The organism is Paraburkholderia sp. MM5477-R1 (assembly GCF_050436385.1).
GTDB classification, from domain to species: domain Bacteria; phylum Pseudomonadota; class Gammaproteobacteria; order Burkholderiales; family Burkholderiaceae; genus Paraburkholderia; species Paraburkholderia tuberum.
In genome coordinates, this window is the sequence record NZ_JBNDMC010000003.1 from 1,039,387 (window position 1) to 1,065,818 (window position 26,432).

The following is a 26,432-nucleotide window of genomic DNA, read 5'->3' on the forward strand; positions in this document are numbered from 1 at the left end:
GAGCCCGAACCCGTCGATCGTGCGAGATCGCTGCGGTGGTGATTTAATTGACAGGGGTTTAAGCGGCGTGTTTTAATCGCAGCACATTTTGAATTGGGTCGACGCCCAAGCCAACCTGCCTTCCCGGGCAAGGTGGATCGCGAAAGCGGATGTGGCTCCTGAAGGGGCAACCAAGCGGGCAACGCGTCGACCCTCCTTTATCGGAGGGTTTTTGTTTTATAGCTCAGAAATTCCGCGCGATACGATCCAGGCCTATCTGGAGACTCACTATCACGTGCGGGGCGGCGCCCCCACCACGTTGAAGATCGGCGAAACCAACGCAACGTTGGCCGATCTTCACCGGGCAGCCGGCGTCGAATCCAGCGCATTCATTACCGCCTGCAACACGTTCAGCGACGAGCAACCTCCTGAGGTCAACGTCGCGCGCCAGCAAGAACTTGCGCGCGTGCTCGCGCATCGTGGACTGACCTACATCGATGGCATTGGCGAGCATCCGACCAACGGATGGGGCGGCGAAGCCAGCTTCCTCGCGCTCGGCCTGGCATTGGACGATGCGATTCAACTCGGCAAGCAGCATGGCCAAAACGCGATCGTCTGGTCAGATGTCGATGCGGTGCCGCAACTGATTCTCTTGAGATAAATCGACCAGACGCAACATGGCGTCTGAACGACGGTTGGTCCGCCGGGAATCGGACCGGGGGGATTTGATCCAGCTTGCTGCCCCCGACATCTCGTCGAATGCGGCTAAACGGGAGAAAAAGTTATGTCTATATACAACGGTCTGTTTTCGTCGGAGTCGGTGTCGGAAGGCCACCCCGACAAGCTCGCCGATCGCATCTCCGATCGGATCCTTGACGCGTTCCTCGCCAGAGACCCGCACGCGCGCGTCGCCTGCGAGACGCTGCTCGCTGACCAATGCGTAATCGTCGCGGGCGAGTTCAAGACGAAGCACATCGACGACTTCTACGCGGTGCGGGAAAAGGCGTCGTCCATCGTACGTGATGTGCTGCGCGAGACGGGATACCGTGACGCGGCCACCGGCGTCTCGCCCGACCAATGCGAGATCCAGATCCGCTTCAACGGCCAGTCGCAAGACATCAGCCGTGGAGTCGACCGCGCGGACGGCGTACTGGGAGCCGGCGACCAGGGACTGATGTTCGGCTACGCGACCGATGAGACGCCCGAGTTGATGCCTGCACCGATCGTCTACGCGCACCGGCTCGTTCGCCGTCAGGCCGAACTGCGAAAGACGGGCACGTTGCCATGGCTGCAGCCCGACGCAAAATCGCAGGTGACGTTCCGCTACGTCGACGGACGCCCGGTCGTCATCGAGGCGGTGGTTCTTTCGACGCAGCACGACGACGTCATCGATCTCGATGATCTCCGGGATGCTGTCCGGCAGTACATCATCGAGCCGGTGATTCCCGAAGCGTTGCGTTCGGATTCGCTGCGCACGCTGATCAACCCGACGGGACGTTTCGTGACCGGTGGCCCGAAGGGCGATGCCGGGCTCACCGGCCGCAAGATCATCGTCGATACGTACGGAGGCGCGGCACCGCATGGCGGCGGCGCTTTCTCGGGCAAGGATCCATCGAAAGTGGATCGGTCGGCTGCCTACATGGCCCGCTTCCTCGCGCGCCAGGTCGTGTCGCGCGGCTGGGCCAGACGCGCGCTGGTGCAGCTCGCCTATGCGATCGGCGTCGCGGAGCCGGTCAGCTTCGTCGTCGAAACCTACGGAACGGCCACGGACTCGCGACGCGACATCGCCGCCCGGCTGGCGCAAGAGTTCGACCTTCGGCCGCAAGGGATCATCGATACGCTGGACCTGTTACAGCCGATCTACTACCCGACCGCCGCGTATGGGCATTTCGGGCGCGACGACTTGAACCTGCCGTGGGAGGCGGTGCGCTGACGCGCGCGGGTCGAGCTTCACGTTCACGATCCATCACGCAATCGAAAGCGCCGGTGGACCAGATGGAGTCCATCTGCGCACCGACGAGGAGAACAAATATGACCGTTCAAAACACCTTTGCCGCGCTCGCCCGGCAATACCCATTCAACGCCGCGCTCGGCGGCCTCGTGGGCCTGCTGGCCGGCGATGCCATCGGCGTGTGTTATGAGTTTCAACCGCCGGAACGGCTGCCCGTGCGCGAACGGATCGACATGACGCCGCCGGCGGGCTTCAATCGCTCGCATCAGGGTGTGCCGGTCGGCACATGGTCCGACGACGGTGCCCAGGCGCTTTGTCTGCTCGCGAGCCTGATCGAGCGCGATCGCTTTTCGCTGAACGACTTCGCGGACCGGCTCGTGCGATGGATGCACGACGGCTACATGGCCGTCGACGGCCACGTGTTCGATATCGGCAGTCAGACTGCGGACGCGCTGCACAACCTCTCCGATGGCGTACCGCCTCGCGAGTCCGGTGGTGCGACGGAGTCGGACAACGGCAACGGTTCGCTGATGCGTGTGTTGCCGCTGGCGCTATGGCACACCGGACCCGATGAAAATCTTGTTCACGCCGCCCATCTGCAATCGCTGCCGACTCACGCTCACGCGCGATCGCAGGTCGCGTGCGCGTTCTATTGCTTGGTGGCGAGGGGCTATCTGCGTAAATTCCACGAGCCTTGGTCGTGGGCCGGACAACGGCTGCAATCCATTTACGAAGCGTGGCCCGATCGGCAGTCAGCGCGACCGCTGCTCGCCGAACTCGCCGTACTGCGAGCCTTTCCGAAGACCGATCGCCCGCGCGGCTCAGGCTACGTGATCGACACAATCTGGTCGGCAAAGCGGGCCCTGGAAGAATCCTCTTTCGAAGAAGTCATTCGGACGGCGGTTCTGTTCGGTCACGATACGGACACAACTGCCGCAGTGGCGGGTGGGCTTGCTGGCATTCGGTTTGGCCTTGCCGGCATTCCTGAGCGCTGGCTCGCAGGGCTGCGCGGATTTGAACTCGTGGCACCATTGCTCGCGCCGCTTGTGCGTGATGCGTCGGATAGCTTAAGTCCATAAAACTAACGCTCACTCGTGAGAGACCAACATGATCAACTCACTGCAGGAAATTAGAGACAAACTGGATCAACAATGCCAGCCGAGGCTCGATAAAACCGCCTTGCACGAGATCGAGCAGCTTACCCGGAATCAAAACATCGGCTTCATCACCTCGTACCGATCTGATAGCGCAATCGACGAAAACCTCCGCAGACGCCGAGCGCTTCAGGCCGATATCTCTATCGGTGGCTACGGCTTTCGACGCATCGATAGCAGATTTATCGATTCACTGCACCCGCACCAATCCAAAGTAGTAGTCGACTGCGCATACATGGTGATTGGCAGGAAAGGCGACGATTCCGACCGGCTGAAAAACTTTCTGAAAAAGCTATCAGCAGAGTATCAGCAGGAATACGTTGCCTGGAAACCACAGGATGCAACAGACGCGCTATTCGTCCGGATTGCACTGGGCGAAGAGGCGCGGCGCGCGTTCGAAGATGCCTCATCCCTCGGTACCTTTCGTGCAGCTGCGGCCGGCGAATATCATGCCGCATTGCTTCGGCACAAGGGTTTGATCTTCGAGTCTGGCGGATTAGTCGAAACAGTGGGTGTGGGATTCTTTGGGTCCTATGGCAAATACCTGCGCGCTAAACGGATTTATGATGCGCAGTTTACTGATGACCGCAACAAGATCGAGTCTTAAGGCGATCGCACGCCACCCACTGTTTGCGTCCGACAGCAGAAGAACACTTGGGGCTGCGTTGCCAGCCGCTTCAATAGAAGATTGAAAAAAATCTGAACCACATATCACCGCCCCGAGCACGGGCAGCAGCCTGCCCTCTCCGCCCGCGCAATCCCGTGCCGGCGAACATCCTCGGGAGCCGTGATGCCCACCTACCCTTCCCCTTTTGAATTTTTGATCGTCTTCGCTGTTGTCTTTGGTGCCGGCGTGCTCACGTCGGTCGGCCTACGCCAATACGCCAACAGGATCCGACGGGAGGAGAGCGCTCATGCATGACCCCCGCTTCTCTTCTCACCCTCTCGATCCGTATGACCCGGACGATATCTACCCGCACGAACACGACGATGACGAGGCGTTTGAGCAAGGTTTCGTCTCGCCGCACCCACGGCCGAACCACACCCGAGCCAATTCCCAACCAGGCTCGATCCCGCCGTGCCCGAAATGCCAGTCCGATTGTGTCGATGCTCGCCATCGCGCGCGCAAGACTGGCGGAGCCGTTGGTGCAATCGCCGGAACAGCCAGCGGTGTCGCGTTCGCCCTGTCCGGTGCGGAAACCGGCGCAGCAGTTGGCGTCCTCGCCGGACCTGCAGATGCGGTGTGCGGTGCCATCGCGGGTGCCGTGATCGCCGGCCTCATCGGCGGCACGGCTGGCTGCGCAACCGGCTCCGTGTTCGGCGAAGTGATCGACGACAAGGTACTCGATAACTTCCGTTGTCACGCCTGCGGACACACATTTAGTCGCCACAAAGCATCTACCTGATCCGTAGTTTTTCTCTTCAGCAGTTCCCCTTCCACCTTTCTCTCTCATCCGCTCGGCCGCGTTCCGGGCTTTATGTCGTTTACGGAGGTTTCCAATGCATCTCGTCAACACGATGGCCTATCGAGGTGAAATCCCTTGGCACGGCCTAGGTAACCCATTATCCGCACGTCAGCCAATCGAAGTCTGGGCTCGCGAGGCCGGCATGGATTGGCAGATCGAATCCGCCGACGTCCGCTTCGTCGCCAGCAACGGCAATCTCGGCTCGATCCATGTATTTCCCGAACAGCGCGTACTTTATAGATCGGACACCAAGGCTCCGCTGTCGGTCGTCTCGTCCCGGTATCAGGTCGTTCAGCCCAGAGAAATCCTCGAGTTCTACCGCGATCTCACCGAGGTCGGCGGCTTCGAACTGGAAACAGCCGGCGTACTGAAGGACGGCAAGAAATTGTGGGCGCTGGCGCGTACCGGCCAGTCCGTGTCACTCAAGGGCAAGGACATGGTCAACGGCTATCTGCTGCTCGCCACCGCATGCGACGGTACGCTGGCGACCACGGCACAGTTCACGAGTATTCGGGTGGTCTGCAACAACACGTTGCAGATCGCGCTGGGCGACTCAGCAGGAGCCGTCAAGGTCGGCCATCGCTCGCAGTTTGACGCTGCTGCCGTAAAACGCCAGCTCGGCATCGCAATTTCTAGCTGGGACAGCTTCATGGCACGCACGAAGGCACTCACCGAACGCAAGGTCAGCGATGCCGTCGCCGCGAAGTTCTTCCAGCGCGTGCTCACGTACGCGACCGGCGGGCCGAACATGCCGATACCGGCGACGAACGATCGCGCGATCAAGGCGGTGCAATCGCTGTACGCCGGCAAGGGGATGGGTGCCACGCTCGCTTCGGCATCCGGCACGGCCTGGGGTCTCGTGAACAGCGTCACGGAATTCGTCGATCACCAGCGCCGTGCCCGCAGCGAGGATCATCGGCGCGATGCCGCATGGTTCGGTGCAGGAGCCACGCTGAAGCAGCGCGCGTTCGACGAGGCGATGAAACTGATCGCCTGACCATGTTTTCAACGTCATAGCAGCCCGGCCGGGATTGTCCCGCCGGGCTTTTTTCACATCTGGAGGAAGTGCAATGTCTCATGCTCAACCGGCTGGAGGTGGTGCCAGGAACCGTCCGGCTCTGCGGCTCGTGGAAACGAAATCCCTCTCGCGCGAGGACTGGCTGGAGGTGAGGAAAAACGGTATCGGTGGGTCTGATGCAGCCGCTGCCGTAGGGTTGAATCCGTATATGAGTCCGCTCGAACTTTGGCTCATCAAAACTGGCCGCGATGCAAATCTACCGCGCCCCGATCCTCAGGATACGAGCGAACCGATTTACTGGGGATCCCTGCTCGAACCTATCGTCGCCGCGTCCTACACCAAGCAGACCGGCAACAATGTCAGGCGCGTCAATGCGGTACTGCAGTCTCCAACTGTTCCCTTCATGCTCGCCAATGTCGATCGGGAAGTCGTAGGGTGTCGCGACGTGCAATTGCTTGAATGCAAGACAGCTGGCGAATTCGGCGCACGGCTCTGGCGTGACAGCGTGCCCGAGTACGTGCAGTTGCAGGTCCAACACCAGCTCGCGGTCACCAGCAAGCAGGCTGCCGATGTTGCCGTGTTGATCTGCGGACAGCGACTCGAAGTGCACAGGATCGTTCGTGACGATGCATTGATCGCGCGGCTGATCGAACTCGAAGCAGCGTTCTGGCAATTCGTGGAGACCGACGCGCCGCCTCCGGCCGACGGTTCCGATTCAGCGGATCGTGCGCTGCGCTGCCTGTATCCCGGGGCCGGTGGCACGGTCGATTTCACGGACGATCGCAGGCTGTCGACGACGTTTGCCGACCTGGTGGCTGTACGAGCCGAGATCGAGACTCGCCAGCAGGTCGAGGCGAAGCTGAAGCAGACCATTCAGCAGGCGATGGGCGAAGCGGACCGGGCGCAGTTCGAGACGGGTTCCGTTTCCTACAAACGCAGCAAGGACGGCAAGGGCGTCGATCTCAAACGCCTGCTCGCCGATCACCCACATCTCGACGCGCGATACGTCATCACGAAAGCTGGCTCCCGCCGGTTTCTCGTGAATACCTGATTCTGCACTGTTCCTGCTGTTCCCCTCCTTCGCTTCATCCCACTGTTTATGTATACAGGAGAGACCATGCTCAAAGGCCTGGCTATCACCCCGCCCGTGATCGGGCGGATTTCCATCGGTCGCGTTGTCGAGAAGAACGGCAAGCGGCTGCCCGAGAAAGACGACCAGTTCACGATAACAACCCAGGTACAGAATCGCGATGGTTGGCTGCTGCATCCTGCCGATGCCGAGTTGCGCAAGGCAAACACCGGCAAGCTGCGCTCGATCCCCGTGCGGTTCCTCTTCAATGACCCTGACCTCAATTTGCGGGCGGAGTATTCGTGCTTCGACCGCGAGACCGGGCGGCCTGTCTGCGTCGGCAACGGCGAGACCTGCCGCCGTGCCGGTGACACCGGCATCGAGGAACTGCCGTGCCCATCCCCGGACGGCTGCGCGTTCGCTCAGGGCGGCGCCTGCAAGCCCTACGGCCGTCTAAACGTGCTGATCGGCGAGGATGACGAACTCGGATCGTTTATCTTCAGAACGACGTCGTACAACAGCATACGCACGCTCGCTGCGCGGCTGCATTACTTCAGCGCGGTATCGGGCAACCTGCTCGCGTGCCTACCGCTGGAGCTGAAGCTGCGGGGAAAGTCGACCACGCAGAGCTATCGAAGTGCGATCTACTACGTGGATCTAGGCGTGCGGTCGGGCAGAACGCTCGAAGCGACGATTACCGAAGCGCACGAGCTGGATGCACGTCGCAAAGCGTCGGGTTTCGATCAGGCTGCGCTCGATGCGGCTGCGCGTGCAGGCTTCGGTAATGGCGCGTTCGAGGACAGTATCGAGGAAAGCGCGGCAGTGACGGAAGAGTTCTATCCACCTGAATCCGGTAGCGAGAACTGTCAGGGTGACAGTAATGCCGAATCCGACGAGCCGCCCGCTTCCGGCCTGAGAGGCAAGCTCGAACAGCGCGCGGCGTTACTCGGCGAGAAGGCTACATGATCCGCATTCGTCCGGCTCTGCTTCTGGCAGTCGTGTCGACGGGAACAGCCGTCTGCATGTCGGTACTCGCTGGCTGGCAACGCGGCGGGTGGCTTGCCGAACAGCTGGTTTGGGTAGCGATCAGCGTCGTGCTGGTGACTGGTGCACATCTGTTGCCCGCACTGTGCCGGTCGGCTCCATTCTCCGGGCGCCTAGTCGGCTTCATGCTGTGGCTGGGGTGTATGGCTGCGGCCTCATACGGGCATGCGACTTTCTTCCTGCTGTCGCAGTCTCATGCGGGGGAGCTTCGCGTGTCAGCTGTCCCGATCGTCGGTATCCCAGCTCACCGGGAACTGACGGCCGTGATGGCGGATCGGGCATCGGTCACGGCGGAACTGGAACGAGCGGATGCGCGGCATTGCATTCGTGACTGTCAGACATTACATGCTCGTCGAGAGTCACTAGCCGCCCGGCTCAACGCGCTTGACGCCGAAGCTGCTGATGTCCGCCGGTATCAGGGCATTGAGGACAGTAACGCGGGGAGTCTCGCGACCGCCCGTGACGATCCAGTCACGACACGACTCGCAACGCTTTGCGGAATCGCGGATACCAAGCTCGATCTGTTCGCAGGCCTCGCGTTCGCGGCTGTTCTCGAAGGCACGGCCTGCCTGCTCTGGTGGGTCACACTGATTCCTCAGGTTCCGGAGTCATCTGCTACGGATCGTCACGGGGTGGCGCACGACGTGACTATCGAGACGGCTCCGGTGACGACGCTCGCCCGGTCGCCAACGGCTGTCCAGTCAACCGTTCCGCCAGTCGCACCACCGACCGTCCGGCTCCCCGAATCCGACATCGCAAGGCTGCGGCGCGACATCGAATCACGGGCAGTCAAATTCACCGTCGCCGGCATCCGTCAGCACCTTGGCTGCTCTCAGGCAAAGGCTTCTGCCTTGCGCCGCCAGCTCGCCGACCTCACGGCATAAGCCGGGCGCATCCCGCGCCCGATTTCTTTTCCAACATCCACGCGAACACGCCGTCCCGTTCTTCCGGAGGCCCGTGCTCGCCCCTTATCTGGAGCAATCCATGCACGAAACGGCATTCATTCATCTGCCGCCGCATCCCGGTCCCGTGACAAAAGGACTCGGCGTCGTGGCCGGTATCACGGCTATCAGCTTCGCCGCAGCCTGGGCTTTCGAGCAGCACCGCCAGCGCGAGCTGATCCGCGTCCTCGCCTCGATGCCCGGTGCTGCAAGCATTCTGCCTGCGCTGCACACCAACGCCGAGATGCTGCTCGCCGCGCTCGGCAGACCCATCCCGCCGGCACCCGACAACGACAAGCCTTAAGACCACCAACCTCCCATAGCCGGCGACCGTCGTCGGCTCTTACTTACTCATTTCCCACGCGCACGCATCCGGCTCGTTCCGGAGGGGCGTGCTCGTCCATTTTCAGGATCTGTCACATGAACCAGCCAACACGTCTCAAACCGTTGTTTCATCCGGGCAAGTTGCTCATCACGCCCGCTGCGCTTGCCGCATTGCGCGAGAACGGCGTTCCTGTCATCAGCATCATGCTGCGTCACATTGCTGGCGACTGGGGCATTGTTTCCGGCGACGACAAGGCGCAGAACGATCTGTCGATCGCTGCCGGCCTGCGGCTGCTGTCCATCTACCGCCTGCCGGACCGCACGCGAATTCTCGTGATCACGGAATGGGATCGCCTGAACACCATGATCGAGAGATTCGATGAAGTCGTGGTCGGTAGCGAGGCACCGCGTACTTCTACGTCCGGTCGCGGCCATCCCAAGTGGCCGGCCCCCGACTACGTGGAGGGAATCTGACCATGAGCCGGCATACGAAGAACGGCGCGCGGCTTCCGATGGGCAAACCTGCCATCACACCCGCGGCGCAAGCCGCGCTCGATGCAGCTGGGATTCCTTCCGTTCTGCTGCTGGCAAGGCATATTCACGGGGACTGGGGTGATCTGCCCGTAGAAGACCTGGCGGCGAACGAACTGGCTGTACTGACCGGCAAGCGTCTGCTGTCGAGCTACGCGCTGCCAGCTGGCGGGAAAGTGTGGATCATCACCGAGGCGGACCGCTCGGCGACGACGATCCTGCTGCCCGACGATTACTGACACGATGACGGTAAAAGCGTACCAGCAGGCTTGCCAGAATCCATGCTCGTCTTGTCTAAGCGCAAGCGCCTTCGGGCGCTCGCTCACTCCAGTGCCATTTTTTTGCAGCTACACTGATAACTTCGTCCCATCCGGCGCAGTGCATACCCGGTAGCGCGAGCGAAAACGTGTCAAAAGGGGCACGCCACGGTCAAGGTGGGCGCATTGAACCGCTGAAGCACGGCCTTTCCTGGCGGTCGCAGATCGGAAACAAGGGCCGATCCGGGCCGTGATGGGAACGCCCGCTGCCAAAACGAGGAAGGGATAGTCGTTCGGCTATTCTGTGATCCGAACGCCCGTCTCACTCTGCCTAAGATACATTCCGTCCGGGAACCTCCCCGGCCGCGTCATCGACCTTGGTCTCTTGGCCGCCCGACAATTCGGGGCAGTTTCTTTCCGCTCATGGGACAGGAAATGTCCCAACCTGCATTGATAATCGACCTGCAGAGCACCCGCGTCTGGGTGGAATGATGCGACTACAACCGTTTGAAAACGGCTAGATCGATAGCGGATCGTGCTTCGAAATGTTGTCGCGTCGTCTAGTGCTAAAGTTTTTGCGCTCATTGCCGTACAACACGCATCGCTGATGGCGCGCGCGAACATAGATGACATGTGGACTGCAAGCAGTTTCGAAGAAACACTGACGCTTCCCGTCAGTTTCATTCTGTTTGCCGATGCGGCTACGTCGCTGCGTTGGCCATGAGTTGATCGGCCAGCGAACTGTCTTAACTTGAATAACGATTTGTCACGGGAGGCGTATTGAGCAGCGTTGGATGGATTGATTTCTCTTCGACCGATCGCGAACGGGTGAACGGCGTACTTGCGCTGTTGAGTGACGCGGGCACGCTCGATGAACTTGGTATTGGTCAGTTGCGTGACGCTTTCTCAGATAGTCTTTTCCCAGGTTTCTCGACAGTTCAGACGCGGGCGAAATACTTCATCACAGTGCCGCAGATTTTCGCCGACTATTGGGCGCTGACGCCGAAGGAGCGGCGCCGTCGCTCGCTGGAGTCTTATCTGAAAGAATCGGAAGACCATCTGGCCGAACGACTGGTGCACAACCACGAGACGGATGAGAGGGAACAACACGAACCGTTTCCGGTCGGCATCATCGGCAGAGAACGGGTCGGCAAGGGAGGAGCCTCGCGGCGGCCGTCGTCGGCGTACTGGACCGGCCTGCGGAAGTTCGGCCTCGTCGATACCGAACGGTCGATCGCCGAATTCTGCCGCAACGCAAGCGAGCAGCAAACGGCCGACCGTCTGCTGCGCGACGATGCCGAGATCGACAGCGGTGAAGACGACGATGTGATGAGGCGCCGGCGCCTCGTTGCCACCGTGCCGCGCCGCAACCATGACTGGCACGAAGACATTCGGATCGAGCTGACGCGCGCGGAAGCCAAACTGCTCTACAGCAAACTCAGTTACGCTGAAGCGCTAAAGCACAGCGTCCCCGCTCAACTGATCAACACGGATCTGTTTCACGACGGCACATTGCTCGGCGCCAAAAATTTCGAAGCGCTCAGCCACGCCCTTCAAGCGTTGCCGCAAGTGTCTGAAATCTGCCGTGCGACCGCGCGCAATGCAGCCCGCTTCAGCAAGGCATTTCTCGGGGCGCATCTGCGATTCAACTATCTGATCGCGGACAAGCTCGAACAGACTGAGCGCGCAGAAGAACTGAGTCAGGAATTCGACGAATGGCGCGCCGAAGCAATAGCCGACGATCTCTTCAATGCAAAGGCCCTCGACGAATGGTTATCCCCGTCCATCGCGTTGCAGGTTGGCGTCAGTACCAACACGCGCCGCTTCATCCGCCGTTGGCACGAATCCATGAGCGCTGACAACACGCCGACGCAACAACTCGACGCCCTGGTGCGCGAACAAGCGAACGCCAACAAGGGCAACCGCTCGCTTTTACAACGCTCGCTGCCCGCGGACACGGGCTGGGTTGGCATCTATACGCTGCAATATCGCTGGCCGCAGGCAAGGCAGATCCTCACCGACATACGGGAGGGGCTCGCATGCTGAATCCCGCATCCAGTCGCTGCGACTACGGTCACCTGCTGCGGCCTCCCCCGCCTGACGAGACCGGCGGTGTCACGTATGAGCTCGACGCGGCAATCGCGACAACCTATTCGCTCGACCTCAACGCGCTGCTGGTGTTGCCCGTGTCGCTGGTGCTCGGCAACACGCTCGAAGGTGATCTCGCCGGCGAGAAAATTGCGCTGCTCGACGCGATCAGCCAACTGGCCGGCAGGCTGAAGGTGTTCTATCAGCGCGGCAACATCCACGTGCCGCCGGAGTTTAACCGGCTCTTCGGTCTGCTGGAGCCCATGCTCGCTCCAATCGTGCCGACCGCTCAGGACAGCGAGCGCAGCGCGGCATTTTCGTCGTTTCATCCTAAGCTGTGGCTGCTGCGCTACGTCCGAAAAGACCGGCGCGGATCGACTACACCCGACCCGGAGCACAGATACAGGCTGCTCGTCATGAGCCGCAACCTGACGTTCGACCGCAGTTGGGATTTGACGGCGAGCCTCGACGGCCAACCGTCGGCCGAGTCGGCGCGCAGCGACGAAGCGCTTGCGTGGTTCGTCGAATCGCTGCAACCGCATGCACCGGGCTTCGAGCCGCTGAAATCGATGATCCGCGATCTCCGGCGCATGCAGTGGCAGCCACCGAAGCCGTTTCGCGACCCGCGCATGTTGCCTGGCGGCGGCGCGCACATCGCACACGCTGACGATCGCTTCGGCGCTCCGCTGAACTTCGGCGATACGAAGGACGAGCTGCTTGTCATGTCGCCGTTTCTCGATGCATCGGAGAAGAAGGCTCTCGACTGGCTTGGCAGCGATGTGAAAGGCCGGCGCGTGCTGCTGAGCCGTAGCGACTCGCTGGATGCGCTCGGGCAGCAGGCGCTCTCGGGCTGGGACTGCTACGCGCTGAACGATCGCATTGTCGATGGCGAGGAGCAGCGCGAGGAGGAATACGCGCTCAGCCAGAATCTTCATGCGAAGCTGATCGTAAGCCACAGCGGACAGACCGCGCACTGGCACCTCGGTTCGGCGAACGCGACGATTGCCGCGCTGGGCGAATCGCTTGCGGACACGCCACGCAACACCGAATTCATGTTGCGGCTGAGCGGCGCCGACGCGAAGGTCGGCATTGACGTGCTGTTGCGGCAATGGACCGGCGATGAAGGCAACCACTTCGCGGTGCTGCATACGTTCACGCCGCTCGACGTCAGCGAACAGGGGTTGGACCGGCATAAGCTGCGCATGCTTGCGCACCGCTTGATCGCCGCCAACTGGAAGCTCGACGCGCGCGCGGACCAGACCGGCCGCTATCGTCTCGTGCTGGCGACGAACTTCGCGCTGTCTGACGTTCCGGACGGCTTGCACGTGAATGTAGGCCTGCTGAGCCGGTTGGGCGTCTGGAAGCCGCTGTTGAGCGGCGTCGAATGGAACGATCTCGCGCTGACGCAGCTGAGCGCGCTCGTGCCGCTACAAATCTGCGGGCAGGACGGCGAGGTCAAGGAATCATTGGTCATCCAGGCGCGTCTTGTCCTGCCGGCTGGCGTCAATCGCGAGGATGCAGTGGTGCGCGAACTTGTTGACACGCCTGAGAAGTTCCTCAACTACGTGCGCATGCTGCTGGACCCGTCGCCCGACAAACGCCGGGTGTTGCGAGCCGAGCGTCACGGCAACGATGTCTCCGACATGTTCGGCTTCGACGGCAGCGACGCGCTGTTCGAACAGTTGATGTCGGCGGCGGCGCGTAATCCCGAGCATCTGGAGCGCGTCGGCCAGCTCGTCAAGCGGCTGGACAAGCTGAAGATGGTTGTGCCGGAAGTCTTTTTCGATCTTTGGCGCCACTTCGCGCCTCTCGCAAGGAATGGCCGATGAGCAGCAAACGGGAATTGATCGCAGCCTCTTTCGCCAAGCTCACCGATTTCCAGCGGGCGACGGTCGATGCGGTAATGCAACGCTTCGACCAGGCGCAGCAGAACCGCTTGCTGGTGGCCGACGAGGTCGGCCTCGGCAAGACGGTGGTTGCGCGCGGTGTGATCGCCAGGATGTTGCTGCGCCATCTGACGATGCACGGGGACGAGCCCGCGAGGCCGCTGCGCGTGACTTACATCTGCTCAAATCAGACGCTTGCCAACGAAAACCGCCGGAAGCTCGCCATCTTCCCAGACAAGGAAGCGGCCACCTACGTGCAGGCGCCAACCTTCTGGCGGCTCGCCGAACTCGGCGTCGCGCGCGATCACGATGCTCGCGGCAAGCTGATCGAGGTGTGTACGCTCACGCCGGCGACGTCGTTCGGAGTGAAGCGCCGAGGCAAGGGCAATGCCAGGGAACGCTACATCATTTTCCGTGCGCTGGCCGAGCATCCGCAGCTCCGCGGCTCGGACCTCGGCGCGCTGGAGGATTTCTTCCGGCAGGACGTGGGCGATTCGTGGAGGCCCAATGACGACGGTTGGCCGCGCAAGGGCGGCATCGTGCGCAGCGTGCTCGACGCGTTTCATGCGTCGTTGAGCGATGCAGCACCGCTAACGCACGACGATTTCGCCGAGCTCAACAAGGCGCACGTGCCGCACGGCGACTGGTTCGAACTACTGCGCGGCTGCACGATGCTGTATGCGCGCAACAAAGCAGCTTGTCCACAGGCATTCAACCGCATCCTCACCGAGTTACGTCTGCGGTTCATGCACGCGTGCGCGGGCAATCTCGAAGCCGATCTGTTCATCCTCGACGAGTTTCAGCGTTTCAAGGAACTGCTCGGCCGCAACGACGACAGTGAAGACGGCATCATCGCCCATAAGGTGTTCGACGAGACACGCGAGGGCGCCGGCAAGATCCTGCTCCTGTCGGCCACGCCGTATAAGGCGCTCACCCATATCGACGACGAGGAAGATGCGCACGCCGAGCAGCTCCAGCACCTGCTGCGTTTCATCGCGAGCGGCGAAACGGCACCATGGGAAAGGTACACGAAGGCGCGCGAAGCACTGCTCAAGGAGATCCTGCTCCTGCGCGATCCCTCGGTCCGGGCCGCCGACCTGGATGGGCAGCCGAAGCATGCTGTCGAGTCCGCGTTGCGCCCTTACATATGCCGGACCGAACGCGCATCGATCGGGAGCGGTGTAGAGAACGTAATGCACGCGAGGCATCTGCCGTGCAGCTCGACGTTCACTCGCACCGAGATCGACGCGTTCGTTGCATTCGACAAGGTTGGTCAGGTTCTGCGCGACGCCCAGCCCACTATCCATCACTTGCCGTTAATGGAGTTCCATAAATCGGCGCCTTGGCCGCTGTCGTTTCTTGGCGATTACAAGCTGCGCACGCACATCGAGTCGCACAGAAGCTTTCCTGAAGTGAAAGCCGCGCTGAGCCAGGCCAAAGCGGCATGGATCCCGCGCGACAAGCTGGACGCCTATGCAGTCAAGCTGGAAAAAGACGCGCCGCACGCTAGGTTGCGCGAAGTGACAAAAGCAGTGTTCGAAAACGGCGCCGAAATGCTGCTGTGGATTCCTCCGAGCCGACCTTACTACAACCACGAAGGATCGTTCGCCGCCAATGCACAGTTCACGAAAACGCTGCTGTTCTCAAGCTTGCAACTTGCGCCGCGAGCGCTGAGCGGCCTCATTTCCTATGAGGCCGAACGTCGTTTGCTGCGCGCTGCGGGAGACAATGCCAAGTATTTCGACGATCGACCGGCCGGTGACATCATCCGCTTCGACAACCCGAAGACGCTCGCGCCCTGGGGCTTCGTCTATCCGTCGAGGACGCTCTGCGATCTCGCGCCGGTGCGCGACGAGGCATCGGGCAAGAGTTCGGAGACGCTCGTCACGGAAATGGAAAATCTCCTGACGGACGGTTTGAAACGACTGCGATGCTTCGCCGGATCCGCGCCGCGTCATCCCGATCTATGGTACGCGCTCGCGCCGCTCCTGCTCGACTGGACCGACTCCACCGGAGCAGATGCCGGCGGCCATGTACTGTCGCCCCGCGCCGCGTGCGAGCAGTGGCTCGATGACTTCCGGTGTAATGCGGGCCAGTCGGCAGACGCATCCGGCCGGCGCGACGTGATCGACATCTTGCGTGGGCAGCTCGACGAGCCGGCGCTCGATCTCGGCCCGATGCCCGACGATCTGCCCATCTTTCTTGCGAAACTGGCAATCGCCGGACCTGCCGTGAGTGTGCTGACCAGCCTCGAGCGCATATGGGGCAAGGGTAACCGCGAGTTGGCACGGCGCGCGGGCGTCGGCGCAATCGACTTCGTTCAGGTGTTTAACAACCCGGAAGGACGGCGCATCCTGAAGAAGAGCCGACGCGACCGGCAAATTCCGTTCTGGATGGCCGCGCTGGATTACTGCGTGAGCGGCAATCTTCAGGCGATGTTCGACGAATACCTGCATCTGCTCCACTCGAGTGGTCTCGACGCGGCTGAAGCGATGGCCCGGCTCAACGAAACAACACGTTTGCGCGCGGGCAGCGTGACGGCGCAGGTCCAGCGCACCAATGGCGCCGCAGTCCGGTTCCGCTGTTACTACGCGGTTTCGATCAGCAATCAGCGCAGCACCGACCAGCAGGCTGTCGAGCGGATAAGCAACGTGCGCGATGCATTTAACTCGCCGTTCTGGCCGTTCATGCTGAACTCCACGTCGATTGGCCAGGAGGGGCTGGACTTCCACTGGTATTGCTCGCGCGTTGTCCACTGGAATCTGCCATCGAATCCAATCGATCTGGAGCAGCGCGAAGGCCGCGTGAACCGCTACAAGTCGCTGGTGGTGCGTCGCCGCGTCGCCGAGTACATCGGCAATACGCCGGTTGGTGCGGATGGCGGCGATGTGTGGGCCGCATGGTTCGAGCATGCGAAATCCGCGCGCCGCCTCGCGGTAAACGCACGCTCAAGCGACCTAGTACCGTACTGGCACATGCCAGTCGGGCAGGCTCGCATCGAGCGTTTCGTACCGTACTTGCCGATGAGCCGCGAAGCCACGCGTCTCGACGAATTACTGAAAATCCTCTCGCTGTACCGGCTCGCGTTCGGCCAGCCGCGTCAACAGGAACTGCTCGAAAATCTGTTGTGCCGCGAATTCGACGCAGCGGAAATTGCCGAGATCCAGCGCAAGCTGATGATCGACCTCGCGCCACTGAACTACCTCCATGCGGCCTCCGATCCGATCGAGATTCCTGCCGACGACACTGCGATCATGGTGACCAAGCCGTTCTCCGCGCGTGAGGACGATGCGAACGTGACGTTCGAGATCAATCCATTCGCGTCGCACGACGATCAGTTGCCAGGTGCGGAGAAATAAAGCTCGACGCGCCCTGGTCGAGACGCGGTTGGCGCACGCGGTCACGTTCTTAGTGAAACGTGGCGCTCGCTGGTTTCGGTGTGTGAATGTCAGGCATGCACGGTACCTGCCGTTGCCCCCTGACCTTGCGACTAGTTGCAACGGGTCGAGCAGCGACATCCGCCTGAGGCGGGTAGCCGGCCAAGAGTAATTCCTCGTGGATTCGTCAGGACAGCCGCTTGAACGACGGCTTCTGTTCCGTCACGTGCCCGACGACCGGTACGCTCAACTTGGCTGTAGAAGCCGGTCGTGCCACGCCAGGAATTAGACGGTTACAACCGCGACAACCCATGGCCCGAGGACTTTTGTGCGGGTCTCGGACGTTTTAAATCGCGTACCACCGCCGGGAAGATTGTGCTGCGGAGAAGCTAATTAGGGCCGACTCTGATGTGAGGTTGCGTTGCACAAATAGTAGTACGTCGAATAGGCGGCCATGCTGACCTTTCAGCATGGGATAGCTGCTGTTCTCAATGGCCTTGTTGAGGATGGGGAGCGTACGAGAAATACAATCACCGATATAAAAAGGCAAGACGCAAATTTTCTTGGCGTCCGGGCAGTCTTGAACCGGTAGGAGATAGCGCGTCCTATTAACGCCGGACACGCCAGCGACGGCCAAGCCGCCCCTCACCTGACTATCGTACGCGGGCATCAACCCGGTAATCAGCAGCAATGCTTTCATGGGATAGGTTACATTCGTGTTACCCACCAGCAAGCCGGCCGCTAGTTCATTCAGGCTTTCAATCAGGCAATCATCAAACTCATCGACGGTCTCGAATGGGGAGTCGACCCTGAGGCTTCGTGTGCCATTGGCCACGGATAGAAACTCAAAGCTATTCGCCAGATTCGTCAGTTTCTGGTGGATCGTCGGATTGCATAGCGCCTCTGTTGCAGAATCGACTGGGCGACAAGCCGGTGCGCCACGCTTACCTGCGCCCCAGCTTTCCAACACCTTTATGAGAGCGAGTGCCAACCGGCTTGCGGACACGGTAGATGGTGGCTCCGAAAGATAGTCTACTGCCTCGGTACGGACCGTGAAGTAATCCACATGGTACGCCGCGTTGAAACCATTGATCGCCGCTGTGAGAGCTGCCGCGTCATCGGTAACACTAAAAGACATCTCGTTGCTCCGTCTGAATTGTGTCGGCCGTGTTGAGTAAACGACCGAAGTGCCCTGAGGTTCCGGTTCTGGTCCCCGCCCATGCATCCAAATAGCGCGCACGGCATGTCATTCGCAATATCGGCAGGCGGAGGTCGGGGCTTGAGTCCTAGCCCGTGTGATGTGCACCCGTTCAAGCAGTGTGATGCGTGGGCACTGTCCTTGTCTGCGTACCGCGCACCGGATTATTCACTGAAATTGAGCCAAACGATGTCCCAATGGCGGCTGCATCGGTTCCGCCGCAAAACCGCCGACAATCAGGACACTACTTGACCCATTCAAGCTGGATGCTTCTACCGATCCCACAAGGAGGTGGCAACGAATGGACACCACGGATATCCGCCGCGCAGGAGAATTGATTGCTGGCGCCGACACGCTTATCGTCGCCGCAGGCGCTGGCATGAGCGTCGATTCCGGATTTCCGGACTTTCGTGGATCGCGCGGCATCTGGACGACGCTGCTTCCGACAGGCACACGCAAGCACGATCTGGACGCATTCACGCAAGGGCGATGTTTTGCGGCAAGCCCGCTGAACGCATGGCTCTTCTATGGACAAGCACTGGCGGTGTGCAGAGGGACGGCGCCGCATCCTGGATATCGTTTGCTGCTCGATTGGGCGCGCTCGAAGCGGCACGGCGGGTTTGTCTACACGAGCAACGTCGACGGTCAATTTCCGGCGGCGGCGGGATTCGCGCCAGCGCGCATCGTCGAATGCCACGGATCAATACATCACTTCCAGTGCGCCCGTCCATGTTCACCGCACATCTGGCCGGCGCCTCACGCAGGCACGCCGATTCGCGCCGCGCGAGCAGCCCACTCGGGAAGACTTGCCGCGCTACGCGCGTTGCGGCGGACTAGCGCGCCCAAACTTCCTGCTGTTCTCGGACCCCGCGTGGGTCGCGGCACGCACGAATGCGCAGCGCCTGAGAATGGAGGTCTGGCAAGCACGCGCCGCGAATCCGGTCGTGATTGAGATAGGCGCGGGTCTCGCCCTCCCCGGCGTCCGCATGTTCGCATGTTCGCATGTTCGCATGTTCGCATGTTCGCATGTTCGCAGAGAGCTTGCGGCTGCCTCTGATCCGCATCAACGCACATGAAGCGCAAGCAAACGCAGCCGCCACCGTTGCCCTGCAGGGAACGGCGCTCGACATGCTTCGAAGCATCGACCGGGAACTTGCCCGACACGCCGTGCTCCCAACCCATAACGAATGCGAGTCCGCTACACTCGTGCGCGCCCCATCGTAGAAAGCATACAAATGACTATCGAGGAACTTCTGCTCACCCGGCTTCCCTACGTCAACGACACCGAAGAAGGGTCCATTTCATCATCGGACGGGATTTCTTTCGGCGATATTTACGCGTTCATCTGCGACCGAATGGACCCGCCCCCAAGCCGCCGAACCGTTCGCCGCGTACTCAGTTCGATGACCGGATATGTCGATCACGTGGGTCACACGCGCGGCCCCCGCTGGTTCAAGGTGCAGGGAACTGTCATGTTGCGTAGCGGTGAACGCATGAACGTGAACCTTGCGATCGCCTTGTGCGCACTCAAGCGTGTCGCAGCACAGCACCTGCCGGCCGCCGTATTCGCCGAGCTTGCGCCGAAGTCCGCCGAGGCGCGCGCCACCCTTGAGCTCGACGGGAACAACGAGCTTGCAGTGAGCGGGCGATCGTGGAGTAACAAGGTGACGAGAATCGTGGGGACTCAGCCGCTCGTCTTTCCGTCGCTTGACGTTGAGGTGTATCGAAACGTCACCGACGCGTTGCTACGCAACCGCAAACTGTCGTTCAAGTACGAGAATTCCGACTGCACGGCAAGAGTTGATAGAACTTACAAAGACCATTCGCCCCTGGGAATGATCGATCGAGCCGGCGTCTTCGATCTGATCACACGTGAACCGGCGCAGGGCACAACGCGCATGTTCCGCGTCGACAGGATACGGGAAGCAACCGGGCTCACGTCTGCTGCCGTGCCGTGCGAGGGATTCGATCTCGAATCGTTCGCAACAAAGATGATGCACTTTCTGCCCGAACCGGAAATCGAATTGAGGTTGCGAATTCATGTAACCGACGGAGACATACCGCGAACCGCCGCCCAGCACATTCTCAATGAGTTCAAACTGCACAAAGACCAGCCTATTGATTGGAACGAGGACGGCAAGTCGTTCGTCCTCACGGCAACCGTCTCGCCCTCGGTCATGTTGCGGCAGTTCCTGCGCAGTCAAAGCGATTCGATCGAAGTCCTGTCGCCCGCAGGCATGAGGGCGAAATTCGCGGCGCGCGTCCGCAGAATGGACGACCGATACGCACAGGAGCCTTGCGAGAATTGAGGCAGTACCGACCCCGAGTTTGGCGTTAACCACCACCAGCCAAGCTCCTCACTGACCTAGAGCCTGACATGCCATCTTTGATCGAACACATCGACGCAATTGCGCGCGCAAAAAAGCGTGACGTCCTGTTTCTCACCTTCACGCGCAATGGCAAACGCGATTCGAGCCGCTACGAGCAGAACGAAAGCCGCATTCAGATTCTGCAATGGCTCGACGCAATGGGCATCCACTGGGAGCCTTGTGGCGAAATCGCTTCAGAGTATCGATTCGCATCTTACGACGGTGCGGTTTATATCGACGTACCGTTCGATGTCGACAATCCGGACTATCTAAAACTCGCCGCGTTCCTTGAATATCCCGACGGAACAATGCGGTTTGCGGATACGCAGTTCTTCGCCCTCAGCCTCAAGATCGCCATGAAAAACGCCCATCACGACGAACCGGGGTTCTGGGATCGCGTCGCCGATAACTTTTGATGCGCGCACGCCATTAGTCCGAGACGAAGTTCCCAACGATTCTGCTCGCCCAGCTCGCTTCAAAGCGTGTGATTCCAGCAGCGTTCTGTCGGCGTCCACAACAGAGAGTAAAACCATCCTCGCTGAGCGTTGCGTTTGAAAGCCGGATACCGACGCCGGCCCTGTTGGTGTTCAGGATGCCGCCAGACCGTTGGGCGGTGGCCAAACACGACATGGTGCATTGACCCATCAAAGCGCTGGTGACGGCAGGAAGGGTGAGGGTCGGGACGCTGCACCGTCAACGGGAGGGACTCAAGTAGCGAGTCCCCCGCTGCAAGCCTCAGTTGCTGCTTGAGTTAAGCTGATCGAGCCGCTCTTCCACGCGCCGCAGCAATTCCTTCTTTGGGCGAAGAAGACTTTCCAATGCCAGCGGCAAACACGTATGCCTCGCATAGTCGAAAAATTCGGCACCACGCAGGCCGTTCTTGACCGCCTGCTGTTTGCACGGCTCAGCCAGAACCTGCAACGTCGGATTGTTGAGATTCGTGTTAGCGGGCGACAGCAGGTAGTTTCGCAGGCTGGTTCTTTCCTGCGTGAGCACTTGAATCTCCAGCCCGCGCGCGCGTCGATCGATAAAGGCACGCCCACCGCCTGCACATTCCGCCGCACCCGACTGCTGCTGATCGCACCGCACGCTGTCGTCGTAGGCAAGGCGTGCGGCACGACGGAGAAGATCCGCCTTGCAGTACATATCGCTTAGCTCGCCGCAATCGGTATCGCCGGTGTTCGCAATGATGAAGTCGCGAATGGTTGCGGTTGCCGACGATCGCGTCGGTCCAGCTACCGAGGCTGGCACCGCGGCAGGTGTGGCGTCGCTCGCCGGCGAGCTTGCTTCCGGCGCCGGCTGCTCGACAGCCGCCGGTGCCACGCTGGCAACGGGCGGAGCGCTGGCCTCGGCCTGTACCGGCACCGGTGCGGCTTCGGCTCGCGGCGTTTGAGACGATGGTGCCGTCGTCGCTGCGTCGCTACCTGCCGGCTGAGCTGGCTGCGCTTGCTGAACTTCCGACGCAACAGAGTCAGCCTTTGGACTCGAATCGCCCGGGGCCTTGATGGCGAAGTACACACAAAGCGCCACGAACAGCACAAGCAACAGCAGTGCAAATTTGACGGGCCACCAGATCCATCGAAACCGGTTTTTGCCGCCACCCGGCTTGCGCGGCGCCGAAAAGCCAGGCGCGTCATTGCGTGCAGCCGCCGCACTTTCGAGCGAAGCGACCGAGGTGACATCGCCTTGCAGCACCGCCCCGCCGGTCTGCAGATACTTCTTTCTCAGCTCAGCGTCCACCGCTTACTCTCCCATCGCCAGAAGTTCGCGAGCGGTGGTCACGTCCAGAGGCGGCAGCTCCCAACCCTGCAGTCCGGTTGCCAACGCGTCGATCGAGTTGATCGAGCTTTGAACCAGCGTGGTCGTCGCCACGATGTTCAGCATGTCGATGCGGCCGCGCATGTTGTCGCGGATCGCCTTCAGATCGTTGATGAAACCCTTGATGTTGCCGGCCTTGCCGATTTGACCGTCGATGCGATCCATGATCTCGCTCCACTTCTGGATGACCTTCTCGCGGAACATTTCCCGCTGCGCGATTTCATCCTGCGTCATCTTGCGGATCACCTCGCTAACGCCGCTCAGCTGGCGCCCCAGTTCGGCGTCGTCAACACGTCCCTTCTCGATGTCCGCCATCACTTCCTGGCGAATATGCTTTAGGTCTTCCACGCCAGCAAGCCCAAACGAAGACAGGTAATCGATGACGAACGACGACAACTCATACATGATGATCGCGTTCTTCAAATACAGCTTCGTTTTTTCAACGCGCTTTGCGTCGTTATCGGCGTTACCCAGCAGATTGATTTCCTCGATGACCGCCGTGTTCGCTCGCTTGAAAATTTCCACAATGGCGGAGAGTGTCGAGTACGACAGGTTGATACTCTTCTGCGCCGAGGCCAGATTCGCAAGGCGCTGCCGGTCGTAGGCCTGCAGCGCCTCGCCGGCCCGCTTCATCGCTTCATCGACCGACTTGATCTTTTGCTCTTCGATAAAGTAGGCCGTTGCGGCAATGATCTTGCGGATGTTTTCCGAACGCTCGCGAATAGCGGTTTTGACCGTCTGATGAACGTCGCGGTTAGCAAGAAGCGACGAAGAAAAGAGATCGATATTGCGGAGCGCCACTTTCTGACCCAGTTCGACAGCTTCGCCGGCCTGATCCTCCAGCTCGCCCTTGATCAGCAACGCTCCTTCATTCAGGTATTTGTCTCGCAGAGAAACCGTAGCGTTTTCCATTCCTTGTTTTTCCTTTCTATCTGCAGGGTCGAAGTCGCGCACGATAAGCTCCCACACGACGTGTCTACAGTTCGTTAACGGATTTGCTGCAGGAAACTTGAGCGCCCAATTGTTTGCGCAAACCGCATTGCTGCGGCGTACAGACGCAAAATGTCTCGATGCTTGTCTATAGTCCCTCCAGGATTGGACGCTCGGCGCCAGTCCGGGCAGTTCCTTAAAACGCTGGAGATCGTGGCCATGCCGACCAACAACTCGCCGCTCGAAAGTCTCGCTGCATTCTCGATCGCCTTCGTGGCTGGCGTCGTATCGACGCTCGCAGTAGAAATGTAAATTGCAAAAGTGCGGTGTGGTACCGCTAACAGCGCTTCCCGCGTAGCCCGACCTCGCCGCGAGCCGCGCTAATGCCACTTCCTGCCTCGCCCACACGAATAACCTGCCACGCATGCGGCTAGCGGGTCCGCTCGACACGGCGTCATCGCTGCTCGACCGGCTTTGGCTTGCGTTAACGAGTCGTCACTGCATGAAGCCATGACGCGCATCGTTCTGCTACGTCGATGCACTTCTTGCCCGGCGGCATGACGCCCAGAGTTCGAGGTCCCCTTTCTCAAGAACCCTCTTGTCCGGGCCGATAAACCAGCAATGCACACACCGCGACTCAGTCAAATGCGCAAAGAACAGCCGAACCTGATTTACATCGTCAAGCCAGAGGAAGTTCCGTCGCCACCCAAATCGTCCGAAAGCTACCCGAACTTCACAATCCTTGGCGCTTCCGACTTGAAAGCCGCAGCGGCGAGCGCCATCGCAACCGACGTGATCAAACCGACGTTGACCGGCATTGGATTGCGAATAGCAACCATGTTCGCGACGCGTGCCGCTCTGGCCGTCGTGCCCGGCGGCCTGCCAATTTCGGTCCTGGTCGCCGTGGCCACGTACAGCCCGGCAATCATGCAGTTCTTCACGAAAGGCAAGGACGAAATACCGAAGGACCTGCAGAAGGAGCTCGAAAAGCAAGGCACGGAGGACGTCGAGGCATTCATGCGGGAGCACGCCTGGTCGCTCAAGATGGTTGAGGAAGCCGACCTGATCTTCCCCCCTGGCCATCCGCAAATCGGCATGCTCTATCGCCGGCATCCGCTCGCGGGAGTCAAGAGCACCAACAAGCTGCGCGTGTACATCCCGGCCGAACGCTATGATGAGATCCTTCTCGAAGAACGCGAGGCGGAACTGCTGCGGCTTCTGGTGCATCTCGGCGCAACGCAGATCTCGATCACGAAGAAGCGGCGCACCACAAACTTGTCGAAGCTCAGTGCCACGTTGTCCGCGTCCGTTCCTGCTGCCAATGGGGAAATCGCCGCAGACGGAACGACGAAGAAAACGACGGACGACAACCAAACGCGCGTATTCGAACTGGCCGGAAAGACGTGGCACCACGGGGAAGCCGTGGACCGATCCAGCTTTGCCTGGGCGAGCTTCGAACCATCGTGGGACGCGCTCATCGTTGCACGGGAAATCGGCGGCTGCACGCAAGCCGACCTAGAGGTCCGGGAGATCACGACGTTTTCATCCGACCGAAGCGTCACCGCCCAGATCGCAGCCAATGTCGCGAAAGCGAATGCGGGCGTCGCGAATAGCAGCACTTCCGAAGAAGAAAACATCTACCTGATCCGGGCGCAATTCAGTCGCCCCATATCGCGCGCGGAGGAACTCAAGCTGGCGACTGCTGGCGCAGCGGGCTGATACTCACGGGGGACCGGTAGCGCCCGTCGGCTTCCGTCCCGCGGCCTGCTCGCATCAGGCCGGCAAATCGCACTGCCGCACGCCTGGCAGTCGCGGCCCCTCGTCACGCGAACCTACACTTGCCGGACCATCGGCCAATCCGGCGTGCCGGCCCGCCCCGTGACGCGACGAACATTCGTGCCCTGATCCTGCTCGCAAACGATTCCAAACCTTATCGACCGGCGCGTTAAGACGCGCCAGTTACGCTGCGCGCGTAGCGTAGCTCCATCCGCCCCCTTCAATACGCCTAGTCAATCCGGCGCGCAAGCGCCCTACTCCGCAGTACGCCAGATCATCGCCGCCAGAAGATTTCCCGTTCCTGCGAGACGGTAGTGCTCGTCGCGCGTCTGGTTCGTGCGCGGATCATAGTCGCCAACGCGATGAAACCGTGCGTCGCGCGCCACCTGCTTACCCGTCGAATCCGTTTCGATGCTTCCGATAACGCGAAAGTGATCGTCGCGCAAATATTGGAGTGCCATCTGATATGCCTCGCAAGATTGTGGTGATTGCGCCAGCGCTTCTTATAGCCAGCGACCGGCCCCTGACGCGAAGCCAGTATGGGCACGTATCGGGACAAAGCGTGTCCCATGCGTTCGAAGATCGACGCCGTCTGCCTGAACGCGTCAGGACACAGTCTGTCCCAACCCTCTCTCATCATTGCTTCATCGCCGCTACAAAGGGGAGCGCATGACCGCTTCGCCATATGGCCACCGACGTCTTGCCGACTTGTCCGTTAGCGAACTCGTGGATATTCGAATGCTCAACAACGGTCTTTCAAAGGCCGAATATTGGATTCGCTGCAACGCCGCGCGACTACGCGACGAACCGGTTGTCGAGCGAGCCGCGAAAGTCGGCGAACATGCGTCACATGACGCAGACCTTCGCGTTGAAGTCTGTTGCGCCCTGCGCGAGTGCGATCCGCACTTCGACCGTGATAGCCACAACATCGTTGCGAGGCTCGATGGCCGCGCCATCCTGAAGGCGGACGCGGCCAACCATTTCGACACAGGGAACGACCTTCACGATCAGACGTCCCGTTCGATGCCGGACATGCGTCTGTGCCACCTGTTCCGCGCTCTTTACGAACACGGCGCTCAACGCAACTGGGACGTTCTGGTTCGAATCGGCGAGATCTCCGTCGAGATGTCGCATGGTCATCGACTGATGGATCGTCGCGAAGCGTCATGCCGGCAATGACAACTAATCCTGCAAAGACCAAGGCAACGTCAGGGCGTAGCATCAGCCCGTACACGACTCGCAACCTTGATGCCGCG

The 26,432-nt window shown here is 60.6% G+C and carries 24 protein-coding genes and 1 riboswitch; of the genes, 19 read left to right on the plus strand and 5 right to left on the minus strand.

Annotated features, from left to right (window positions below):
- Positions 1-78: 78 nt before the first annotated feature.
- Positions 79-184: riboswitch (SAM-I-IV-variant riboswitch) on the plus strand.
- 27 nt (positions 185-211) lie between these two features.
- The 15 genes from OKW35_RS08040 to OKW35_RS08110 all read left to right on the plus strand — a co-directional run bounded on the left by OKW35_RS08040 (position 212) and on the right by OKW35_RS08110 (position 17,067).
- Complete coding sequence (locus OKW35_RS08040; protein WP_429551647.1) at positions 212-640, plus strand: DUF3293 domain-containing protein; 429 nt, start codon at positions 212-214, stop codon at positions 638-640.
- Between the two features lie 123 nt (positions 641-763).
- The gene (metK, locus tag OKW35_RS08045) at positions 764-1,912 is read left to right on the plus strand and encodes a methionine adenosyltransferase (protein ID WP_429551648.1); all 1,149 of its coding nucleotides are present in this window, start codon (positions 764-766) and stop codon (positions 1,910-1,912) included.
- A gap of 98 nt (positions 1,913-2,010) precedes the next feature.
- Positions 2,011-3,009: an ADP-ribosylglycohydrolase family protein gene (locus OKW35_RS08050; RefSeq protein WP_429551649.1), complete on the plus strand. Its 999-nt coding sequence runs from the start codon at positions 2,011-2,013 to the stop codon at positions 3,007-3,009.
- A 28-nt stretch (positions 3,010-3,037) separates the two neighbouring features.
- A complete protein-coding gene (locus OKW35_RS08055) occupies positions 3,038-3,691 on the plus strand; it encodes a hypothetical protein (RefSeq protein WP_429551650.1) in 654 nt (217 codons plus the stop codon).
- A gap of 307 nt (positions 3,692-3,998) precedes the next feature.
- Positions 3,999-4,490 (plus strand): hypothetical protein, encoded by a 492-nt coding sequence (locus tag OKW35_RS08060; protein ID WP_429551651.1) that lies wholly within the window; start codon positions 3,999-4,001, stop codon positions 4,488-4,490.
- A 94-nt stretch (positions 4,491-4,584) separates the two neighbouring features.
- On the plus strand, positions 4,585-5,547 hold the full coding sequence (locus OKW35_RS08065; protein ID WP_429551652.1) for a DUF932 domain-containing protein: 963 nt from the start codon (positions 4,585-4,587) through the stop codon (positions 5,545-5,547).
- Between the two features lie 73 nt (positions 5,548-5,620).
- Entirely contained in the window at positions 5,621-6,619 is a 999-nt protein-coding gene (locus tag OKW35_RS08070) for a YqaJ viral recombinase family protein (RefSeq protein WP_429551653.1), read from the plus strand.
- 66 nt (positions 6,620-6,685) lie between these two features.
- Complete coding sequence (locus tag OKW35_RS08075) at positions 6,686-7,603, plus strand: phage capsid protein (RefSeq protein ID WP_429551654.1); 918 nt, start codon at positions 6,686-6,688, stop codon at positions 7,601-7,603.
- Positions 7,600-8,565 carry a hypothetical protein gene (locus OKW35_RS08080; RefSeq protein ID WP_429551655.1) on the plus strand — a complete coding sequence of 322 codons (966 nt, stop codon included), beginning with the start codon at positions 7,600-7,602 and terminating at the stop codon, positions 8,563-8,565. The genes OKW35_RS08075 and OKW35_RS08080 overlap by 4 nt, the downstream gene beginning before the upstream one ends.
- 73 nt (positions 8,566-8,638) lie before the next feature.
- Positions 8,639-8,926 (plus strand): hypothetical protein, encoded by a 288-nt coding sequence (locus tag OKW35_RS08085; protein ID WP_429551656.1) that lies wholly within the window; start codon positions 8,639-8,641, stop codon positions 8,924-8,926.
- Positions 8,927-9,042: 116 nt separating this feature from the next.
- Positions 9,043-9,420 (plus strand): hypothetical protein, encoded by a 378-nt coding sequence (locus tag OKW35_RS08090; RefSeq protein WP_429551657.1) that lies wholly within the window; start codon positions 9,043-9,045, stop codon positions 9,418-9,420.
- A gap of 2 nt (positions 9,421-9,422) precedes the next feature.
- On the plus strand, positions 9,423-9,716 hold the full coding sequence (locus OKW35_RS08095) for a hypothetical protein (protein ID WP_429551658.1): 294 nt from the start codon (positions 9,423-9,425) through the stop codon (positions 9,714-9,716).
- 798 nt (positions 9,717-10,514) lie between these two features.
- Complete coding sequence (locus tag OKW35_RS08100; protein WP_429551659.1) at positions 10,515-11,780, plus strand: DUF6361 family protein; 1,266 nt, start codon at positions 10,515-10,517, stop codon at positions 11,778-11,780.
- Positions 11,774-13,651 (plus strand): phospholipase D family protein, encoded by a 1,878-nt coding sequence (locus tag OKW35_RS08105; RefSeq protein ID WP_429551660.1) that lies wholly within the window; start codon positions 11,774-11,776, stop codon positions 13,649-13,651. Before OKW35_RS08100 ends, OKW35_RS08105 begins: the two co-directional genes overlap by 7 nt.
- Entirely contained in the window at positions 13,648-17,067 is a 3,420-nt protein-coding gene (locus OKW35_RS08110; protein ID WP_429551661.1) for a helicase-related protein, read from the plus strand. Before OKW35_RS08105 ends, OKW35_RS08110 begins: the two co-directional genes overlap by 4 nt.
- Before the next feature lie 364 nt (positions 17,068-17,431).
- Here the strand turns inward: OKW35_RS08110 and OKW35_RS08115 are convergent, their stop codons facing one another.
- Positions 17,432-18,223 carry a hypothetical protein gene (locus OKW35_RS08115; protein WP_429551662.1) on the minus strand — a complete coding sequence of 264 codons (792 nt, stop codon included), beginning with the start codon at positions 18,221-18,223 and terminating at the stop codon, positions 17,432-17,434.
- A gap of 439 nt (positions 18,224-18,662) precedes the next feature.
- Between OKW35_RS08115 and OKW35_RS08120 the strand changes: the two genes are divergently transcribed.
- The 3 genes from OKW35_RS08120 (at position 18,663) to OKW35_RS08130 (ending at position 21,068) form a co-directional block, all read left to right on the plus strand.
- A complete protein-coding gene (locus OKW35_RS08120; protein ID WP_429551838.1) occupies positions 18,663-19,235 on the plus strand; it encodes a Sir2 family NAD-dependent protein deacetylase in 573 nt (190 codons plus the stop codon).
- Positions 19,236-19,518: 283 nt separating this feature from the next.
- Positions 19,519-20,592 carry a helix-turn-helix transcriptional regulator gene (locus tag OKW35_RS08125; protein ID WP_429551663.1) on the plus strand — a complete coding sequence of 358 codons (1,074 nt, stop codon included), beginning with the start codon at positions 19,519-19,521 and terminating at the stop codon, positions 20,590-20,592.
- A gap of 68 nt (positions 20,593-20,660) precedes the next feature.
- Positions 20,661-21,068, plus strand: coding sequence for a hypothetical protein (locus OKW35_RS08130; protein WP_429551664.1), 408 nt, complete (start codon positions 20,661-20,663; stop codon positions 21,066-21,068).
- Positions 21,069-21,387: 319 nt separating this feature from the next.
- On the opposite strand, the gene OKW35_RS08135 is transcribed toward OKW35_RS08130, so the two are convergent.
- Both OKW35_RS08135 and OKW35_RS08140 read right to left on the minus strand, forming a co-directional pair.
- Positions 21,388-22,170, minus strand: coding sequence for a hypothetical protein (locus tag OKW35_RS08135; RefSeq protein WP_429551665.1), 783 nt, complete (start codon positions 22,168-22,170; stop codon positions 21,388-21,390).
- A 225-nt stretch (positions 22,171-22,395) separates the two neighbouring features.
- Entirely contained in the window at positions 22,396-23,424 is a 1,029-nt protein-coding gene (locus OKW35_RS08140; protein ID WP_429551666.1) for a hypothetical protein, read from the minus strand.
- Between the two features lie 621 nt (positions 23,425-24,045).
- Between OKW35_RS08140 and OKW35_RS08145 the strand changes: the two genes are divergently transcribed.
- Positions 24,046-25,119, plus strand: coding sequence for a hypothetical protein (locus OKW35_RS08145; protein ID WP_429551667.1), 1,074 nt, complete (start codon positions 24,046-24,048; stop codon positions 25,117-25,119).
- A 311-nt stretch (positions 25,120-25,430) separates the two neighbouring features.
- On the opposite strand, the gene OKW35_RS08150 is transcribed toward OKW35_RS08145, so the two are convergent.
- Together OKW35_RS08150 and OKW35_RS08155 are read right to left on the minus strand one after the other, a co-directional pair.
- Positions 25,431-25,637 (minus strand): hypothetical protein, encoded by a 207-nt coding sequence (locus OKW35_RS08150; protein ID WP_429551668.1) that lies wholly within the window; start codon positions 25,635-25,637, stop codon positions 25,431-25,433.
- Between the two features lie 385 nt (positions 25,638-26,022).
- Positions 26,023-26,316, minus strand: a complete 294-nt coding sequence (locus tag OKW35_RS08155) for a hypothetical protein (protein WP_429551669.1) — start codon at positions 26,314-26,316, stop codon at positions 26,023-26,025.
- Positions 26,317-26,432 lie beyond the last annotated feature (116 nt).

What these genes read in the sequence shown, in the direction of transcription:
- metK (WP_429551648.1), top strand. Translation starts at nt 764, where the DNA reads ATGTCTATATACAACGGTCTGTTTTCGTCGGAGTCGGTGTCGGAAGGC.
- OKW35_RS08050 (WP_429551649.1), top strand. Translation starts at nt 2,011, where the DNA reads ATGACCGTTCAAAACACCTTTGCCGCGCTCGCCCGGCAATACCCATTC.
- OKW35_RS08055 (WP_429551650.1), top strand. Translation starts at nt 3,038, where the DNA reads ATGATCAACTCACTGCAGGAAATTAGAGACAAACTGGATCAACAATGC.
- OKW35_RS08060 (WP_429551651.1), top strand. Translation starts at nt 3,999, where the DNA reads ATGCATGACCCCCGCTTCTCTTCTCACCCTCTCGATCCGTATGACCCG.
- OKW35_RS08065 (WP_429551652.1), top strand. Translation starts at nt 4,585, where the DNA reads ATGCATCTCGTCAACACGATGGCCTATCGAGGTGAAATCCCTTGGCAC.
- OKW35_RS08070 (WP_429551653.1), top strand. Translation starts at nt 5,621, where the DNA reads ATGTCTCATGCTCAACCGGCTGGAGGTGGTGCCAGGAACCGTCCGGCT.
- OKW35_RS08075 (WP_429551654.1), top strand. Translation starts at nt 6,686, where the DNA reads ATGCTCAAAGGCCTGGCTATCACCCCGCCCGTGATCGGGCGGATTTCC.
- OKW35_RS08080 (WP_429551655.1), top strand. Translation starts at nt 7,600, where the DNA reads ATGATCCGCATTCGTCCGGCTCTGCTTCTGGCAGTCGTGTCGACGGGA.
- OKW35_RS08090 (WP_429551657.1), top strand. Translation starts at nt 9,043, where the DNA reads ATGAACCAGCCAACACGTCTCAAACCGTTGTTTCATCCGGGCAAGTTG.
- OKW35_RS08095 (WP_429551658.1), top strand. Translation starts at nt 9,423, where the DNA reads ATGAGCCGGCATACGAAGAACGGCGCGCGGCTTCCGATGGGCAAACCT.
- OKW35_RS08105 (WP_429551660.1), top strand. Translation starts at nt 11,774, where the DNA reads ATGCTGAATCCCGCATCCAGTCGCTGCGACTACGGTCACCTGCTGCGG.
- OKW35_RS08110 (WP_429551661.1), top strand. Translation starts at nt 13,648, where the DNA reads ATGAGCAGCAAACGGGAATTGATCGCAGCCTCTTTCGCCAAGCTCACC.
- OKW35_RS08115 (WP_429551662.1), bottom strand. Translation starts at nt 18,223, where the DNA reads ATGTCTTTTAGTGTTACCGATGACGCGGCAGCTCTCACAGCGGCGATC.
- OKW35_RS08120 (WP_429551838.1), top strand. Translation starts at nt 18,663, where the DNA reads ATGAGCGTCGATTCCGGATTTCCGGACTTTCGTGGATCGCGCGGCATC.
- OKW35_RS08125 (WP_429551663.1), top strand. Translation starts at nt 19,519, where the DNA reads ATGACTATCGAGGAACTTCTGCTCACCCGGCTTCCCTACGTCAACGAC.
- OKW35_RS08130 (WP_429551664.1), top strand. Translation starts at nt 20,661, where the DNA reads ATGCCATCTTTGATCGAACACATCGACGCAATTGCGCGCGCAAAAAAG.
- OKW35_RS08145 (WP_429551667.1), top strand. Translation starts at nt 24,046, where the DNA reads ATGCGCAAAGAACAGCCGAACCTGATTTACATCGTCAAGCCAGAGGAA.
- OKW35_RS08150 (WP_429551668.1), bottom strand. Translation starts at nt 25,637, where the DNA reads ATGGCACTCCAATATTTGCGCGACGATCACTTTCGCGTTATCGGAAGC.
- OKW35_RS08155 (WP_429551669.1), bottom strand. Translation starts at nt 26,316, where the DNA reads ATGACCATGCGACATCTCGACGGAGATCTCGCCGATTCGAACCAGAAC.